The organism is Thioclava sp. PTB-PU3-1 (assembly GCF_055666785.1).
This window is the reverse complement of record NZ_JBVNVL010000005.1, coordinates 181,780-197,079: the sequence shown is the minus strand read 5'-3', so window position 1 is coordinate 197,079 and position 15,300 is coordinate 181,780. Positions and strand designations below refer to the sequence as shown.

General features: G+C 64.6%; 16 protein-coding genes. 11 read left to right on the top strand and 5 right to left on the bottom strand.

All coding sequences use genetic code 11. The annotated features are described in order from the left end of the window. Window positions 1-2 precede the first annotated feature (2 nt). The gene (locus ACZ7GB_RS14670) at window positions 3-1,349 is read left to right on the top strand and encodes an FkbM family methyltransferase (protein ID WP_472159277.1); all 1,347 of its coding nucleotides are present in this window, start codon (window positions 3-5) and stop codon (window positions 1,347-1,349) included. Beyond that, a complete protein-coding gene (locus tag ACZ7GB_RS14665; RefSeq protein ID WP_472159276.1) occupies window positions 1,346-3,202 on the top strand; it encodes a tetratricopeptide repeat protein in 1,857 nt (618 codons plus the stop codon). The genes ACZ7GB_RS14670 and ACZ7GB_RS14665 overlap by 4 nt, the downstream gene beginning before the upstream one ends. A 21-nt stretch (window positions 3,203-3,223) precedes the next feature. Here the strand turns inward: ACZ7GB_RS14665 and ACZ7GB_RS14660 are convergent, their stop codons facing one another. Then, entirely contained in the window at window positions 3,224-4,573 is a 1,350-nt protein-coding gene (locus tag ACZ7GB_RS14660; RefSeq protein WP_472159274.1) for a FliI/YscN family ATPase, read from the bottom strand. A 131-nt stretch (window positions 4,574-4,704) separates the two neighbouring features. Between ACZ7GB_RS14660 and ACZ7GB_RS14655 the strand changes: the two genes are divergently transcribed. The 8 genes from ACZ7GB_RS14655 to flhB are packed head-to-tail and all read left to right on the top strand — an operon-like array spanning window position 4,705 to window position 10,896. Then, the gene (locus ACZ7GB_RS14655; protein ID WP_232621698.1) at window positions 4,705-5,031 is read left to right on the top strand and encodes a flagellar basal body rod protein FlgB; all 327 of its coding nucleotides are present in this window, start codon (window positions 4,705-4,707) and stop codon (window positions 5,029-5,031) included. 21 nt (window positions 5,032-5,052) lie between these two features. Then, complete coding sequence (flgC, locus tag ACZ7GB_RS14650; RefSeq protein WP_083077789.1) at window positions 5,053-5,463, top strand: flagellar basal body rod protein FlgC; 411 nt, start codon at window positions 5,053-5,055, stop codon at window positions 5,461-5,463. A 7-nt stretch (window positions 5,464-5,470) separates the two neighbouring features. Then, window positions 5,471-5,791 carry a flagellar hook-basal body complex protein FliE gene (fliE, locus tag ACZ7GB_RS14645; RefSeq protein WP_472159273.1) on the top strand — a complete coding sequence of 107 codons (321 nt, stop codon included), beginning with the start codon at window positions 5,471-5,473 and terminating at the stop codon, window positions 5,789-5,791. A gap of 16 nt (window positions 5,792-5,807) precedes the next feature. After that, window positions 5,808-6,077 (top strand): flagellar biosynthesis protein FliQ, encoded by a 270-nt coding sequence (gene fliQ / locus ACZ7GB_RS14640; protein WP_078521954.1) that lies wholly within the window; start codon window positions 5,808-5,810, stop codon window positions 6,075-6,077. Further along, entirely contained in the window at window positions 6,077-6,889 is an 813-nt protein-coding gene (locus ACZ7GB_RS14635) for a transglycosylase SLT domain-containing protein (protein WP_472159271.1), read from the top strand. Before fliQ ends, ACZ7GB_RS14635 begins: the two co-directional genes overlap by 1 nt. A gap of 7 nt (window positions 6,890-6,896) precedes the next feature. Further along, on the top strand, window positions 6,897-8,987 hold the full coding sequence (flhA, locus tag ACZ7GB_RS14630; protein ID WP_286789439.1) for a flagellar biosynthesis protein FlhA: 2,091 nt from the start codon (window positions 6,897-6,899) through the stop codon (window positions 8,985-8,987). Between the two features lie 3 nt (window positions 8,988-8,990). Next, window positions 8,991-9,752 (top strand): flagellar biosynthetic protein FliR, encoded by a 762-nt coding sequence (locus ACZ7GB_RS14625; RefSeq protein ID WP_472159269.1) that lies wholly within the window; start codon window positions 8,991-8,993, stop codon window positions 9,750-9,752. A gap of 10 nt (window positions 9,753-9,762) precedes the next feature. Continuing rightward, window positions 9,763-10,896, top strand: a complete 1,134-nt coding sequence (gene flhB, locus ACZ7GB_RS14620; protein ID WP_472159268.1) for a flagellar biosynthesis protein FlhB — start codon at window positions 9,763-9,765, stop codon at window positions 10,894-10,896. Between the two features lie 76 nt (window positions 10,897-10,972). Here flhB and ACZ7GB_RS14615 read toward each other — a convergent pair whose 3' ends face one another. The 4 genes from ACZ7GB_RS14615 to ACZ7GB_RS14600 are packed head-to-tail and all read right to left on the bottom strand — an operon-like array spanning window position 10,973 to window position 13,452. Then, the gene (locus tag ACZ7GB_RS14615) at window positions 10,973-11,605 is read right to left on the bottom strand and encodes a MotE family protein (protein WP_472159266.1); all 633 of its coding nucleotides are present in this window, start codon (window positions 11,603-11,605) and stop codon (window positions 10,973-10,975) included. Continuing rightward, window positions 11,599-11,976, bottom strand: coding sequence for a flagellar motor switch protein (locus ACZ7GB_RS14610; RefSeq protein ID WP_472159265.1), 378 nt, complete (start codon window positions 11,974-11,976; stop codon window positions 11,599-11,601). The genes ACZ7GB_RS14615 and ACZ7GB_RS14610 overlap by 7 nt, the downstream gene beginning before the upstream one ends. Then, the gene (locus tag ACZ7GB_RS14605) at window positions 11,960-12,913 is read right to left on the bottom strand and encodes a flagellar motor switch protein FliM (RefSeq protein ID WP_472159264.1); all 954 of its coding nucleotides are present in this window, start codon (window positions 12,911-12,913) and stop codon (window positions 11,960-11,962) included. Before ACZ7GB_RS14605 ends, ACZ7GB_RS14610 begins: the two co-directional genes overlap by 17 nt. 2 nt (window positions 12,914-12,915) lie before the next feature. Next, window positions 12,916-13,452 (bottom strand): flagellar basal body-associated FliL family protein, encoded by a 537-nt coding sequence (locus ACZ7GB_RS14600; RefSeq protein WP_472159263.1) that lies wholly within the window; start codon window positions 13,450-13,452, stop codon window positions 12,916-12,918. Between the two features lie 195 nt (window positions 13,453-13,647). Between ACZ7GB_RS14600 and fliF the strand changes: the two genes are divergently transcribed. Further along, window positions 13,648-15,300 (top strand): flagellar basal-body MS-ring/collar protein FliF, encoded by a 1,653-nt coding sequence (fliF, locus tag ACZ7GB_RS14595; RefSeq protein WP_472159262.1) that lies wholly within the window; start codon window positions 13,648-13,650, stop codon window positions 15,298-15,300.

The following is a 15,300-nucleotide window of genomic DNA, read 5'->3' as shown; positions in this document are numbered from 1 at the left end:
CCATGGATTGCGCCATCATCACCCCCATCGGCCCCGGCCACCGCGCGCTGTTCGAGGAAAGCTGCGCGCCCTCCGTCGAGACCGCGATCGGCTTCTCCAAGGGTCCGTTCGATCAGATCCATCACTACGCGATGGATGACACCCAAGGGTTGCACGGCCGGTCTGCGCGCCGCAACGCCGCGATCCGGCAGGCACAGGAGGCAGGCATCGAGTGGATCTTCTTCCTCGATGCGGACGACGTGCTGACCCCGAATGCCTTCGAGGCCTTCGGCGCGCGCCTTGCGGCGGAGCCTGATCTCGACGCGCTTTGGGGGCTGATCTGCGAATTCGACGCGGCGGGCGAGCCGCAACTGCGCGACGGTCAACCGGCCGAGATTTCCGCCTATGCGGAGTTTCTCGCCACGCCCCCCTTCTTCGCGGTTCAGATCGGCGCCTTCATCCGCACCGAATTGGTCGCGCGCTTCGGCTTCGATGAAGCGATGGATACGGGCGAGGATTACAAGCTCTACCTGCAGCTCTGGCAGACCGGGAATTGCGCGAAACGCCCCGAGATCTTCTTCGTCAATCGCCGCGATCAACACTCCACCGGTCCGCGCTCTGCGACGGGGGCCGATTGGGCCCGACAAGTCGAGGGGATGTGGGCCGACGCGGTCGAGCGCGATCCGGTCTGGGCGCAGCTCGAACATCGGGGCGTGGCTGCGAAGATGCAGATCACCAACCCGCTCGACATCATCCAGAACACTCATCTTCAGGGGCGGTTCTTCGAGGATAGCTCGCTCGAAAAGCTGCGCGATCTGATCGGCGTGGCGCACCCGCATATCGTCGAGGTCGGCGCGAATATCGGCAACCACGTCGTCTGGTACGCGCAGCATCTGGACCCGGCGCGCATCTATCCGGTGGAGCCGAACCCCGCGGCGCTGACGCTTCTGGACGGCAATATCGCCGCAAACGGGATCGAAGACCTGATCGACCGGCGCGGGATGGGCTTCGGCGTCGGACGCGCGGAAGGCAGTTTCCGCGCAGAGACGACGGAGGAAAACAACCTCGGGGCCACGACACTGGTCGCCGACGAGGCGGGCGAGTTGAAGGTCGTGACGCTGGACGCGCTGATGACCGATGCCCGCGCCGATTTCCTCAAGATCGACGCCGAGGGGATGGAGCTGGACGTGCTCGCCGGGGCAGAGGCGCTGATTGCACGCGACCGCCCACTGATCTGGGTCGAGACCCGCCGCGACAACCTCCTCGCCTTCGCGCAGGAGTGGTGCCGCGCGCATGATTACGTGCTGATCGACAGCGTGTTCTACGTCCACTCGATCGACTACTTCGCCATTCCGAGGGAACGCGCATGACCCAGACAACCCTCTCGCGCAAGGACCGGCGCGCCCGGTCCGCCAAGGCGTCGAAATACTATGGCATCGCGGACGGCGCCGCGGCGCTGACAATGCACAAAGCCTATGAGGCACTGACTAAAGCCGACGGCCCGAAAGCCGCGCGACTGGCGCATGAGGTCAGCCAGACCCACCCGGCCAACCGCCACCCGTGGCTCGTATTGGGCACCGTCGCGCTGGATCGCCGAGAGGCCGAGGCGGCAGCGCAGTTCTTCGACCGCGCGCTGCTGATCGCGCCCACCGATGCGATGGGTTTGGCGGGGCTAGGCAAAGCGCGGGTTTTGAAGGCCGACATCTTCGCGGCCATCGATCTGTTCGCGCAGGCGATCGAGCGTGGCAGCGAAGACGTCCCGATGGCCCGCCTTTATGCCGATCTGATGGGGCGGCTCGACCGGTCGACCACGGTCGGACGAAATCTGCGCAAGATGGCTCAGCGCATGAAAACGGCCGAGATGTGGCTCATCACCGCCGATGCCTTTGCCTCCGGCGAAAGCAACGCCGAGGCCGTACCCGCTTACGAGGAAGCCGCGCGTCTCGCCCCGCAGCCCCTTTCCCACCGGATCGGCCTGCTCAAGGCGAAACTCTTCCGGCAGGACTATCAGGGCCTCATCGCCGGAGCCGACGCCTTGCTGTCCGAACTTGAGGAAACGAACGCGCATCGAGACGACGTCGTGACTCTGCGCATGGCCGCGCTGCGGGCGCTGGGTGACATCCCGCGCGCGCTCGAGACCCTCTCGCATCGTTTCCAGGATCCGGCCCAGTTTCAGCGTGCCCTCGGGTTTTCCGCCAATTGCCACCTCGACCGCGAGGAGTTCCATGAGGCGCATATTGCCTTCCGGGAGGCGCTGCATCTTGTCGATGGCGGCGGGCTCTGGGTGAAGCGCGCCTATGGCACTTTCCTCATGGGTCAGGGCGATTTCGCTGGCGGCGCACCTTACTACGCGGGACGCCAACCCGAGGCGAACCGCCGCCGTATTCCCTACGAGAACTCCGAACCCGATCGCCTCACCGCGCGCGAGCGTCTCTTTCTGGTCGACGAGCAGGGGATCGGCGATCAGCTTGCGCTGCTGCCGATCATCGACCGTGCGCCCCTGCCCCTTGGGGCGAAGGTGACTTTCGTGGGCGAGGCTCGGATGAAGCCGCTGATCGAGCGCTGCAGCCTCAACGTCGATTTTGCGGAGACCACCGAGGTCGACAAGATGAACGTCGCGCCGGAAGAGATGATCTTCGTGGGCGATCTGGTGCGCTATCTCAGCGTCGAGGCGCTCGCGGAACAGCCGCTTGGCGGCTATCTGCGCGCGGATGCCGCGCGGGTCGAGGCGATCCGCGCCCGCTACCGCGAGATGGCGCAAGGCGGCCCGGTCGTGGGCATCGCCTGGCACAGCAACGACCCGATCACCGGCGCGCATCGCTCCCTCGCGCTCGAGACCCTGCTGACGGCGCTGCCCGAGGATGCGCTGGTGGTGAACCTGCAATATGGAGACCGGCAGACGGAACTTGCACAGGCGGCCCGGACCCGCCCCGATCTGACGCTGTTCGACGATCCAGAGATCGACCAGCTCGCCGATCTCGACGGGTTCGCGGCGCAGATCATGGCGCTCGACCGGGTGGTGAGCATCGACAACACCACCGCCCATGTCTGCGGCGCGTTGGGGCATCCCGACAGCCATGTGCTGATCCCGAAAGGGGCGGCATGCATGTGGTATTGGGGCCGTCACGGAAGCCCGGATCGCTGGTATGGCAATCTGCAACTTCATCGCCAGACGCAGCTTGGCGACTGGAGTGGTCCGCTCTCCGAGATCGCCGCGCTTTAAGCGCCGCTCAGGACCGAGGGCTTACGCGCCCTCGCCATCCACCTCTTCGGGAAGCGGCACGTCGAACCCCGCTTCCAGAAGCAGCCTGTAGGTTTCCGCGAAGGCCCGCATCGACCCAAGCTGCTCCGATTTCCGCTGCGAGAAGAACACCGTCGCGCTTTGGTGGAAACGGATTGCCGCATCGGTGTCGGGATCGGCGCCGGGGCGATACGCGCCCACCCGGATCAGATCCTCCATATCCGCATATTTCCCCAGCGCACGCCGGGCTGCCTGCATGATGCGATACTCGGCATCGGTGTGGCAGTCGGGCAGCATCCGCGAGATGCTTTTCTGCACGTTCACCGCCGGGTAGCGGTCCTGCTCAGCGATGTGACGATCCAGCACGATATGGCCATCCACGATCCCGCGCACGGTGTCGGCGATGGGCTCGTTCATGTCATCGCCATCCACCAGAACCGTGTAGAGCCCAGTGATATCGCCCGCCCCTTCGACGCCAGGCCCGGCCCGTTCCAGAAGATGCGGCAGCTCCGCGAAGACGGTCGGCGGGTAGCCCCGGGTGGTCGGCGGCTCGCCCCCCGACAGGCCGATCTCGCGCTGCGCCATCGCGAAGCGGGTGACGGAATCGATCAGCAGCAGCACCTGCTTGCCCTGATCGCGGAAATGCTCGGCCACCGCCGTCGCAGTCCAGGCCGCCTGACGGCGCAGCAAGGGCGGCTCGTCCCCGGTCGCCACCACGACGACGGCGCGGGCCATCCCTTCGGGGCCGAGGTCGTTCTGGATGAAGTCCTGCACCTCGCGGCCGCGCTCGCCCACCAGCCCGATCACGATCACATCCGTATCGGTATTGCGCGCAAGCATCGCCATCAGCGTCGATTTCCCGACGCCCGAGCCCGCGAAGACACCCATGCGCTGGCCGCGGCAGATCGGGGTGAAGATGTCGAAGACCTTGATCTGCGTCTCCAGCTTCGCGCCGACCCTCTTGCGGTCGAAGGCGCGCGGGGGCGCGGCCTTGAGGTCGCGCGCCGTCTCGCCCGGGGTCCAGCCGGTGCCGCTGCGCACCGGGCGGCCCAGCGCATCCACGACCTGACCGATCCAGCTTTCATCGGGATGGATCAGATCGCCGTGCTGATCGAGTTCGACTCGATCCCCCACCGAGACGCCATCCCAGCTGCCGAACGGCAGAACGCGGGTTCCGGCCTCGTTCAACCCGACCGCCTCGGCCAGCACCGGACCGCGCCGCCCGTGCACGATGCACCGCTGACCGATTCCCATCGCGCGTTCGAGCCCGACGACAGTCAGCGACAAGCCCGTGACCGAATGGACATGACCGACAATTCTTGCCTCATCGGCCTCATCAACCGCATAATTCAAGGAAGAAAAAATCGTATTCACAAGGATAAACCCTACCAATCCATTCTCATACCGATATACTATCCATGAAAACGGAGCGATCCAACGTGAAACTTGATACGATATCCTTTTTTAACCTCGCATCGGATCGGATGCAGTGGCTTGCGGCCCGCCAGAAGGTGCTGGCCGAAAACATCGCCAATGCCGACACGCCGAATTATCGCGCGCGGGATGTGACCGACTTCCAGAGCTTCCTCGAGAAGAGCGACGCGAACCGCTCGGCGGGCGGCCCGCTGCACGAAACCACGGTCGAAACCGTGGGCGGCAGCGGCGCGTGGGACAGCAGCCTCGACGGCAACGACGTGGCGCTGGAACAGCAATCCGTGATGGCGAGCGAGAATGCCGATCAATACCGGCTGGCGGCGAACCTTTATCGCAAGGCCTATCAACTTCTCAACGCCGCCAGCGGCAAGGAATAACGCGAGGAGACAACCATGAGCATGGACCCTCTGAAATCAATCGGTGCGATTGCAGCAAGCGGGCTGCGGGCACAAGGGGAACGGCTGAAGGTCGTCTCCGAAAACGTGGCCAATGCGGATTCGACGGGCTCGACGCCGGGCGCAGATCCGTATCGCCGCAAGACCATCTCCTTCGGCGAGCTGGTCGATGACGCCTCGGGCGCCTCGATGGTCGATGTGACCGATGTCGGCCGCGACACTTCGGATTTCGTGCTGAAATACGACCCTGCTCATCCGGCCGCCAATGCCGACGGCTTCGTGAAACTGCCGAACGTCAATCCGATCATCGAGATGAGCAATATGCGCGAAGCGGCGCGCAGTTATGAAGCCAACCTGAACATGCTCGAGACCGGCCGCCAAATGCGCCGCGAGATGATCGACCTCTTGAAATAGGTGAAGCATGAGCGATCCAGTCCTCTCCAATGCAGCGATCCGGGGCGCCTATGGCGCCTCGCGCAGCCTGAGCGGCGGCCCGGCCTCCGCACATGAAGCAAAATCTGCCGGACAGAGCTTCGGCCACATGCTCAAAAGCGCCGCCGAAGAGGCGGTGCAGACCATGCGCACGGCCGATACGACCGCGCAGGCAGGTCTGACCGGGCAGGCCAGCACGCAGCAGGTCGTCGAGGCGACCATGGCGATGGAATCCACCGTCAAGGTCACGGTGGCGATGCGCGACAAGCTGGTCGAGGCCTATCAGGAAATCATGCGGATGCCGATCTGAGGCAGGCGGGAGCGACATGGAAGAAGCCGATGTCTATGCGATCATGTCGGACACGATCTGGACGATCCTTATGGGGGCCGGCCCTATTCTTGCGCTCGCGCTGATCGTCGGGCTCGGCATCGCGATCTTTCAGGCGCTGACCCAGGTTCAGGAGATGACGCTGACCTTCGTGCCGAAGATTGTCGCGATCTTCGTCGGGCTCGTCCTCGCCCTGCCCTTCATCTACGCAACGCTGTCGCATCTGTCAGACACCGTCTTCGATCTCATCATGAACGGACCCGCGTGATGGCGCGGGCGAGGTGGTTTCGGGCCTTGGCGGCGCTTGCGATTGCGAGTCTCGCCGCCACCGCCCCCGCACGGGCCGAAGGCTGGGCGGGGTTCTACACCTCCAGCCGCCCCAGCGTGCCCGAGGCAACGACGCCCCTCCCCTCCACCTTCGGCAATGACCAGCAATGCCTGCGCCAGATTTTCGCGGCGCAGGACCGCTACGGCATCCCCGATAACCTGCTGCTCGCGATCGGCCTACAGGAGGCTGGGTTTCGCAACGAAGGGCGCCTGACCGTCTGGCCGTGGAGCGTGAACGCTGCGGGTGAGGGCCGAATCTTCGACAGCCGTGAGGCGGCGATGGCGTGGGTTCACCAGAAGCAGGCCGCGGGGGTCACCTCGATCGACACGGGCTGCATGCAGGTGAACCGCAAGTGGCACCCCGACGCGTTCGACTCGCTGGCCCAGTCCTTCGATCCGGCGGCGAATGTGGATTATGCCGCGCGGTTTCTGGTCGATCTGCACCGGCGCACCGGGGATTGGTGGATTGCCGCGGGCTCGTATCATTCTTTCACGCCAGAGGCGCGCCAGACCTACCTGACCGCGCTCAAGCGCAATCTCGCGGTAGCGCAGAAACGTGGCGATTATTTCGTCCAGCTCGCAGGCGCCGCCCCCGTTGATGCGCCCGCGCCGAGCCCCTCGCCGCGCCCTGCGCGCCGGAAACTGCCCGTCTTCTGGTCGGCTGACCTGACGGCGGATCAGGACATGCGGCTGTCGATCTATTCGACCAATGACCTGCAACCCGTGCTTCCCAATTTCACGCGAACGAATTGAGCGACGGATGAGCCAAAATCAAACCAGTTTCGGCAAGAACCTCGTAGGGCTTGGGATCAAGAACCGCGATATCGGCTTCGCGATTGGCGTGACGCTGATCCTCGGGATGCTGTTCGTCCCGCTGCCACCGATCATCCTCGATTTCGGCCTCGCGATTTCGCTGTCACTGTCGGTGCTGATCCTGATGGTGGCGCTGTGGATCCCGAAGCCGCTGGAGTTCAACTCTTTCCCGACGCTGCTGCTGGTCGTCACGATGCTGCGGCTGTCGCTCAACATCTCCTCGACGCGGCTCATTCTCAGCCAGGGCCATACCGGCCCCGGCGCGGCGGGCGGCGTCATCGAAGGGTTCTCGCGCTTTATCGTCGGCGGGGATTTCGTGATCGGGATCGTGATCTTCGCGATCCTCGTGGTGATCAACTTCGTCGTCATCACCAAGGGTTCGACCCGGATCGCCGAGGTCTCCGCGCGGTTCTCGCTCGATGCGATGCCGGGCAAGCAGATGGCAATCGACGCCGATCTCGGTGCCGGGCTGATCGACGAGGTTGAAGCCAAGCGCCGCCGCAAGGAGCTGGAGGACGAGAGCGGCTTCTTCGGCGCGATGGACGGTGCGTCGAAATTCGTGCGCGGCGATGCGGTAGCGGGGATCATCATCACGCTGATCAATGTCGTGGGCGGGATTCTGATTGGCGTCGTCCAGCACGGGCTGAGCGTCTCTCAGGCGGCGGGCAACTACACGGTCCTGACGATCGGCGACGGGCTGGTGACGCAGATCCCGGCGCTGGTGGTCTCGCTGGCGGCGGGCCTGATCGTCACGAAAGGCGGCACGGAAGGCGCGGCGAACGAGGCGGTGCTGGGGCAGCTGTCGAACTTCCCCAAGGCGCTCTACATGGCGGCGGTGCTGCTATTCGGGATCGGCCTGCTGCCCGGCTTCCCGATCGTGGTGTTTTTCGCGCTGGCCGGGCTGCTCGCCGGGCTGGGCTATGTGATGCAGGAACAGGCCGCCCTGCGCGCCAGCGACGAGGCGGCGGCGGAAGCCCGCGCGGCCCAGATGGAAGAGACCTCGGCAGAGACGACGCAGCAGCAACTCAAGCTCGACGAGCTGCGCCTCAGCCTCGGCGCAGGACTGGTGCCGCTCATCTCGAGCATGGATGCCGCCCTGCCCGGCAAGGTCAAAAGCCTGCGCAATCTCTTCATGAAGGATTACGGCTTCGTCTTGCCCTCGGTGCGCATCAAGGACGACCCGATGCTGCCGACGAACAGCTATTCGATCCTCGTGCAGGGAGTCGAAGCGGCGAAAGGCGAGCTGCGCCCCAATCTGGTGATGGTGATCGACCCGTCCGGCGATCAGGTGAAGCTGCCCGGCGAACGGATCAAGGAGCCCACCTTCGGGCTGAGTGCGGTTTGGATCGACCCAGCCCGCGCCTCCGAGGCCGAACAGCAGGGACATACGGTCGTCGACCCCGAGAGCGTGATCACCACTCACCTCACCGAGATCATCAAGGAGCATATGTCCGAACTGCTCACCTATGGCGCGGTGAAGAAACTTCTGGCCGAGCTGGACCGCGACTACCAGAAACTCGCGAGCGACATTTCCAACTCCGCGCCGGAAATCCTGCTGCAGCAGGTGCTGCAATCGCTGCTGGCCGAGCGGATCTCGATCCGCAATCTGCCGCTGATCATCGAGGCGGTGGCCGAGGCCGCGCCGTCCAGCACTAACCCCGCCGTGATCACCGAGCGGGTCCGTGCGCGCCTTGCGAACCAGATCTGCCGCGCGCTTGCGGATGGTTCGGGCTTCGTGCCGGTGCTGACCATGTCGGGGGCTTGGGAGCATGAATTCGGCGAGGCAGTGAAGATCAACGGCAAGGAGCGAACCTTCCTGATGTCGCCGCAGCGCGTGCAGGAATTCGTGCTGGAGGCCCGTCAGGAAATCCAGCGCCACGCGGCACGCGACGAATGGCCCGCCCTGATGGTCGCGCCGGAAGTGCGTGGCTATGTCCGCTCGATGCTCGAGCGGGTCAGCCCGATGACGCAGGTGATCTCGCATAACGAGGTGCACCGGAAGGCCGCGATGAAGACGGTCGGGACGATCGGGGCCTGAGCGATGGGGGGGCTGAGCGCATTTCTCGACGGACAGCTCTTCGGCTATCTCATCGTCTTTGCCCGGCTGGGCAGCGCGCTGATGTTCATGCCGGGCTTCGGCGAGATGCAGGTGCCGACCCGCAGCCGTCTGGCGATGGCGGTGGTGTTCAGCCTCGCGCTTTATCCCGCGACGCCGGTGATGCCGATGCAGCCCGACAATCTCGTGACCTTCGCGATCTATCTCGGGCTCGAGGTGACGACGGGCCTCTGGATCGGGCTGACCGCGCGGGTGCTGTTCAGCGCGCTGCAATTCGCGGGCCATCAGGCCGGGCAGGTCTCGGGCCTCGCCAATGCTTTCGCGCCCAGCCTCGGATCTTTCGAGGGCTCCACCATGATCGCGAGCTTCCTGCTGATCTCGGGCGTTGCGCTGATCTTCGTCACGAATACGCATCACGTCATCATCCGCGCGCTGCTCTATTCCTACGACGTTTTCCCGCCGGGCACGCTTCTGCTGGGCGACATGGCGAAGCAGATCGTCAAAGCCGCGTCGGCTAGCCTCTATATCGGGGCGGCGATCGCGGCCCCGTTCTTCGTCATGGGGCTGATCTTCAATCTCGGGATGGGGCTTGCGAACCGGATGATGCCCGCGCTGCCGGTCTTCTTCGTCGCAGCGCCTGCGTTGATCGCGTCGGGCCTGCTGATCCTCGCGGCGGCCTCGCCCAGCATGCTGCATGTCTTCCTCGGCCAGTTCACCGACTGGCTCGGCACTTTCGTCATACCCTAAGGAGCGCGCCGTGGCCGAAGGCGACGAACAGGACAAATCCTCCAAGACCGAAGAGCCGACAGACAAGCGGCTGAAATCGGCGCGCGAGAAAGGCGATGTGCCCTCCTCGCGCGAGACCGGCAACATGATGTCGGTCTTCTCCTTGCTAATGATCGTGGTGTTCGTCCTCCCGGTCGTCGCGGGCCGGGCGATGACGTCGCTCGGTCAGGTCTTCGCCGGCGCGGGCCAGGTGAAGATCGGCCAGGGATCGGCGGGTGCGCGCGATATCGGCGACATCCTCAGCCTGCTTTTCGGCGAGATCGCGGGATGGGCCGCCCCGATCTTCGGCGTGATGCTTCTGGCCGCGGTTTTCGGCGTGTTGATCCAGGGCGAGACCGTGGTCTCGTCGGAACGCATGAAGCCGAAACTGTCGAAGCTCTCGCCGCTAGGGGGGCTCAAGAAGATGTTCTCGCCCGGCGCGCTGGTCGAATTCGCGAAAAGCATCACCAAGGTTCTCGTCATCGGCGCGCTCGCGCTCTGGGTCGCCAAACGCGCGGTCACCGGGATCTGGCAGGGCGAGAATTTCCTGCCCGAGCATATCCCGAGCTACGCGGCCCATTGGGCGAGCTGGCTGCTGAGCGCGGCGATGGTGTTTCTCGTGCCGATCACCATCGGCGATATCATCTGGAAGCGGTTCGAGTGGCGGCGCAAACTGCGCATGTCGCTCAAGGAAATCCGTGACGAGATGAAGGATTCCGAGGGCGATCCGCAGATCAAGGGCCGCCGCGCCGAGATCGCGCGCCAGCGGGCCCGTCAACGCATGGCGCAGGCGGTGCCGACCGCGAGCGTGATCGTGACCAACCCGACGCATTACGCCGTGGCGCTGAAATACGAACAGGGCAGCGACGCCGCCCCTGTTTGCGTCGCCAAAGGGGCCGATGCGGTGGCCGCGCGCATCCGCCAGATCGCGCGCGAGAACGAGGTGCCGATCGTCGAGAACAAGCCCCTCGCCCGGACCCTTCACGCGACGATCGAAGTGGATGACACGGTACCGGTCGAGCATTGGCAGGCGGTCGCGGAGATCATCGGCTACGTCATGGACCTGCGCCGCAACATCCGGCGCGCGCCGCCGAAGGGCTCGGTTCTGCGGGTCGATGAGGAATAAAAAGGGGGCTGCGCGCCCCCTTTCCCCAATCAGCAACAACTGCGTCGCGCGGCACGGACCATGACGCCCGCGCGGTTCAGTTTAGCTTGACGTTGACCAGCTTCTGGTCGCCCGGCAGCTTCGAGCGTTCGAGAATGATCTTGGAGACCGCCCGCGCGCGCACCGGGTTCATCTCGGCCATGATCGGCGCGACCTCGCGCTCCTTCATCGTGGCCAGCACCATGACCGTCACCTCGATATCGAGATCGTTCATGATCGACGCCGCCGCCGCGGGCTTCATGTTCTTGTAGATCGATACGAGGCGATCGACGTCGTCGCTATGCGATTTGTCGACCTTGTCGAGCAGCTTGGTCACCTTGTCCTTCAACTCGGTCAGATGCTGCGACTGGGTGTCGAGCCCCTGCTTGGCAAGCTCGATCTCGGCGCTGCGGGCGTCGAGTTTCTTCTTCTGCTCGGCGAGGAGGTCGCGCTCCTGACGCACGGACATCAACAGCTCTTCCGGCGTCGGCCCGCAGCCGCCGGTCGCATCGGCGGAGGCATCCGTCGCCGGCGTCGCGGCGGCATCCTTTTCCGCTCCGCTGGCAAGCGCGGCCTGCAACAGCGAATCCGGGAAGGGGATCATGTCGGAGGGAAGGCTGGTCGCGAGTTTCGCGCCACCAGAGAGCAGCAATACGCCCACGAGAACCTGAAGGGGGCGGTTCTTTACCATTGGCCCTGCGCCTCCCGGCGCACGCGGGTCTGCTCGAAGAAGCTTTTGACCAGTTCGGCCTTGCCGGTCACCCGGGTCAGCCCCATCGGCGCTTTCGGCGCGGCGCGGCGCGAGTTGAAGGTTAGGGCCGGCGCGGGCTCTTGCGCAGGTGTCGGTTCGAGCGCGGGCGCTTTCTGCGCCTCGGCGACCGCGTCCTTCATCTCCTCGACGGAGAGTTGCGACTTGTCCACGGCTGCGGAGAAAGCCACGACCAGCGGCTCCATCTCTTCGAGAACGAGCATGAGCTTTTTCACCCGCCGCGTGATCACCACGCCATAGGCCATCAGCCCGACAAGAGACACGAGAATAATCGCGTTAATCAGCATCGACATCATTGCTCCACTCGTCCTTTCCCATGAGGTTCGCACTCACTTTCAGTGCCATCGACCCGTTTTGCTTCTTGCCCATTTCGCCTTCGAGAACCGGGCTCCCGGCACAGAGCAACAGGACCGGATGGCTGTCGTCGATCCCGAGATCGAGCGTATCCCCGACTTTCCAGTCCAGAATCTCGCGCATCGGCACCACCAGTTCGTGCAGCTGCGCGGTAAGCGCCACCGAAGACCCTTCGATCTTCTGCTTCAGCTGCGTGCGCCACGAGCTGTCCGCGCCGAGCCGATCCCCGAAGAAGATCTTGGTGAGCAGCGGCCGCACCGGTTCCAGCGTCGCATAGGGCAGGATCAGGTGGACCTCACCGTGATAGCCTTCGAGACTGACCTTGAGCGGCACGCGGACCGTGGGGCTGTTGGGCTGGGCGATATTGGCGAATTGCGGATTGCTCTCCATCCGGTCGACCTGGAACGAGACCTCACAAATCTGCCGGAAGCCCACCGCCATATCGGCAAGGATACGTTCGGCGACCTGCTCGCCCATCCGGCGCTCGATCGTGGTGAAGCCGTGCTTGGCATCCTTCGCCCGGCCCGACGGCTGTCCGCCCAGCATCAGTTCGAGCGCGGAGAACAGGAAGACCGGATCCTGCGAAAGAATGAACTGGTCATCCCAAGGATCGGCCTGCGCAACCGCGATCAAACCATGCTTGGGCAGGCTTTTCATCGCGTCGGCGAAGGGCAGGTATTCGACCTCGCCCAGCGTCACGTCCAGCACCGAGCCCGTCAGCGATTTGAGCGAGCTGGAGAAGGACAGAACGAAGCGCTCGAAGATCACGTCCAGCATCGGCAGACGCTCGTAATTGAGCATCGACATGCGGATGATCTCGTCTTCGACCTCTGCCGTCGTCGTGGCCGCCATCGCCATGTCCGCCTGCTCCGCCATCGTCACTGCACCACCAGATCGCTGATGAGAATTTCGCTCGGCGTGTCGTCGCCCACGACCGCGCGGGCGCGCTTGAGCAATTCCGCCTTGAGCTTGATGAGGCCGATGCTGCCGCGCAGGTCCTCGACCGTCATCTGACGCAGGAACCCGGTGAACGTGTCGCGGATGAAGGGCTTCTTCGCGGTCATCTCCGCGTCCGCCTCATGCGATTCGGGATAGACCAGCGCGAGGTGAATCTTGAGGTAGCGCGCGGCGGATGTGCCGTCTGCGGTCGTCTCGGTGATGTTCACCACGATGTCGTCGAAATCCAGCAGCGCATCCGCACCGGCTGCGCCCGAGGCGCCATGCCCGGCCGATTCTGCAGCGCTTCCCCCGGTGAGCGCCGAGACGCCGCCGAAGGCCACGAAGCCACCGCAGAACATCGCCACGACCGCGAGCGCGCCCGCGGCCATGACGAGACGTTTATGGTCGCGCAAGGTCCGCCAGCGCGTTTCGGGCGCCTCGGCAACCTCTTCTTCATCAATGGCCGCATCAATCATCGGCTATCGCGCCTCTCTTCGTCGAATTTAAAGATAAAATCCGATCTCAACTGGATATTGTGAAGTATATACATCCGCACTTTACTTGCAATACAAAGATAGAATAGCTTCTACAGGATCGATTAAGAATAACTGGTGTTCGCCGTGCAGCAATTCTTGCAGAACCTTCAATCCTTGGGACGACGCAAGCTCCTGATGCTTGGGGCTGTCGGTGTCGTCAGCGTTCTCGCGCTGGTCTTCGGCCTCTCGGTCGTGACGGCCCCGAGCTACAAGCTGCTCTACAGCCAGCTTTCGCCCTCCAGCGCCGCCGGAATCGTCGACACGCTCGAACAGGCAGGGTTCAAGACGCAGCTTTCCGCAGACGGTAGCGCGGTGTCGGTGCCCGAAGGGGATATTGCCCGCGCCCGCATGGCATTGGCCGAGAAGAACCTGCCCGTGGATGGCGAACCCGGCTGGGAGCTGTTCGACAATGCGAGCGGCTTCGGCATGAACACTTTCATGCAGCATGTGAACCGGTTGCGCGCGATGGAGGGCGAGCTGGCGCGCTCGATCCAGACCATCGACGGGGTGCGCAGCGCCCGCGTCCATCTCGTTCTGCCCGAACGCGAAGCCTTCTCGCGCACCAGCCCCGATCCGAGCGCGAGCGTCATCGTCCGCGCCGCCTCTTCTCGCGGGATCAGCCGCAAGGAAGCGCTGGCGATTCGCAACCTGATCGCGGCTGCGGTGCCCAATCTCGACGGCAACCGGGTGACGGTGCTCTCGGCCAGCGGCGAGACGATCCTCGCGGAGAATTCCGACGCGGCCGGGCAAGCGACGCTGCAGTCGAACAAGGCCGCGACCGAAGACCGGATGGCGCGCTCGATCGAGCAGATCCTGACGGCGCGCGTCGGCGCGGGGAACGCCCGCGTGCAGGTGAATGTCGACCTGTCCAACCAGCGCGAAGTCGTGGTGCAGCAAAGCTTCGACCCCGATCAGCAGGTCGTGCGCTCCACCCAGAACAATGCCGAGCAGCAGAAGGGCGTGCAGAACGGCGATTCCGGCGTGAACACCGGCAACAACATCCCCGGCGCGCTTGGCGGTCCGGGTGCGAGCAGCACGACCGACAGCCGCAGCAAGAACGGCGAGTCGGTGCAATACGAGATCGGCAACACCCGGCGCGAGACCACGACCGAAGCCGGTGCGGTGCAACGCGTCTCGGTCGCGGTGCTGGTGAACGGCATCTACAACGTTCAGGACGACGGGTCGCTGAAATACGAACAGCGCTCGCCGGAAGAAATCGCCCGCCTCACCGCGCTTGTGAAATCGGCGATCGGCTATGACCAGAACCGCGGCGATACCGTCTCCGTCGATAGCCTGCGCTTCATCGATTACTCGATGGAGGTCGGCGGCCCGGTTGGCCCGACGCTGATGCAGCGCCTGTCGAACAATATCGTCTCGATCCTGCGCTGGGTCTTCGCCCTCCTGATCGTGGTCGCGGTACTGGTCTTCGGCCTGCGCCCGCTGCTGAACCGGGCCGACCGCGAGCGCGCGCGGCTGAGCGAGGCGACCGGCGCCGGGGCGCTCGCAGCCCCCGAGGGCGAGGCGGAAGCAGCGGCGCCGGCGAGCAACAACCTGCCCGCAACGCCCGCCAACGCCGTCGCGCCCCGAACGCAGGAGGCCGCCGAGCCCGCAGCCCCCGTCCAACGTGCAGAGCGCTACGACCCCGCCGGGGATGACGAGCTGATCACCAACTTCGCGATCAGCGGTGCGATCCTGAAGCGCAAGGTCTCCGCGATCCAGAAGATCGCCGAAGACGAGCCGCAAGAGGCCCTCAAGGTCCTGCGCGGCTGGCTGTTGAACGAGGCGTGA

Excerpts from the sequence above, each read along its gene's own strand:
- fliQ (WP_078521954.1), top strand. The coding sequence starts at position 5,808 with ATGGAAGAAGCCGATGTCTATGCGATCATGTCGGACACGATCTGGACG.
- flhA (WP_286789439.1), top strand. The coding sequence starts at position 6,897 with ATGAGCCAAAATCAAACCAGTTTCGGCAAGAACCTCGTAGGGCTTGGG.
- ACZ7GB_RS14665 (WP_472159276.1), top strand. The coding sequence starts at position 1,346 with ATGACCCAGACAACCCTCTCGCGCAAGGACCGGCGCGCCCGGTCCGCC.
- fliE (WP_472159273.1), top strand. The coding sequence starts at position 5,471 with ATGAGCGATCCAGTCCTCTCCAATGCAGCGATCCGGGGCGCCTATGGC.
- ACZ7GB_RS14605 (WP_472159264.1), bottom strand. The coding sequence starts at position 12,913 with ATGGCGGAGCAGGCGGACATGGCGATGGCGGCCACGACGACGGCAGAG.
- ACZ7GB_RS14635 (WP_472159271.1), top strand. The coding sequence starts at position 6,077 with ATGGCGCGGGCGAGGTGGTTTCGGGCCTTGGCGGCGCTTGCGATTGCG.
- ACZ7GB_RS14615 (WP_472159266.1), bottom strand. The coding sequence starts at position 11,605 with ATGGTAAAGAACCGCCCCCTTCAGGTTCTCGTGGGCGTATTGCTGCTC.
- ACZ7GB_RS14625 (WP_472159269.1), top strand. The coding sequence starts at position 8,991 with ATGGGGGGGCTGAGCGCATTTCTCGACGGACAGCTCTTCGGCTATCTC.
- flgC (WP_083077789.1), top strand. The coding sequence starts at position 5,053 with ATGGACCCTCTGAAATCAATCGGTGCGATTGCAGCAAGCGGGCTGCGG.
- ACZ7GB_RS14610 (WP_472159265.1), bottom strand. The coding sequence starts at position 11,976 with ATGTCGATGCTGATTAACGCGATTATTCTCGTGTCTCTTGTCGGGCTG.
- ACZ7GB_RS14600 (WP_472159263.1), bottom strand. The coding sequence starts at position 13,452 with ATGATTGATGCGGCCATTGATGAAGAAGAGGTTGCCGAGGCGCCCGAA.
- fliF (WP_472159262.1), top strand. The coding sequence starts at position 13,648 with ATGCTTGGGGCTGTCGGTGTCGTCAGCGTTCTCGCGCTGGTCTTCGGC.
- ACZ7GB_RS14655 (WP_232621698.1), top strand. The coding sequence starts at position 4,705 with ATGCAGTGGCTTGCGGCCCGCCAGAAGGTGCTGGCCGAAAACATCGCC.
- ACZ7GB_RS14670 (WP_472159277.1), top strand. The coding sequence starts at position 3 with ATGGATTGCGCCATCATCACCCCCATCGGCCCCGGCCACCGCGCGCTG.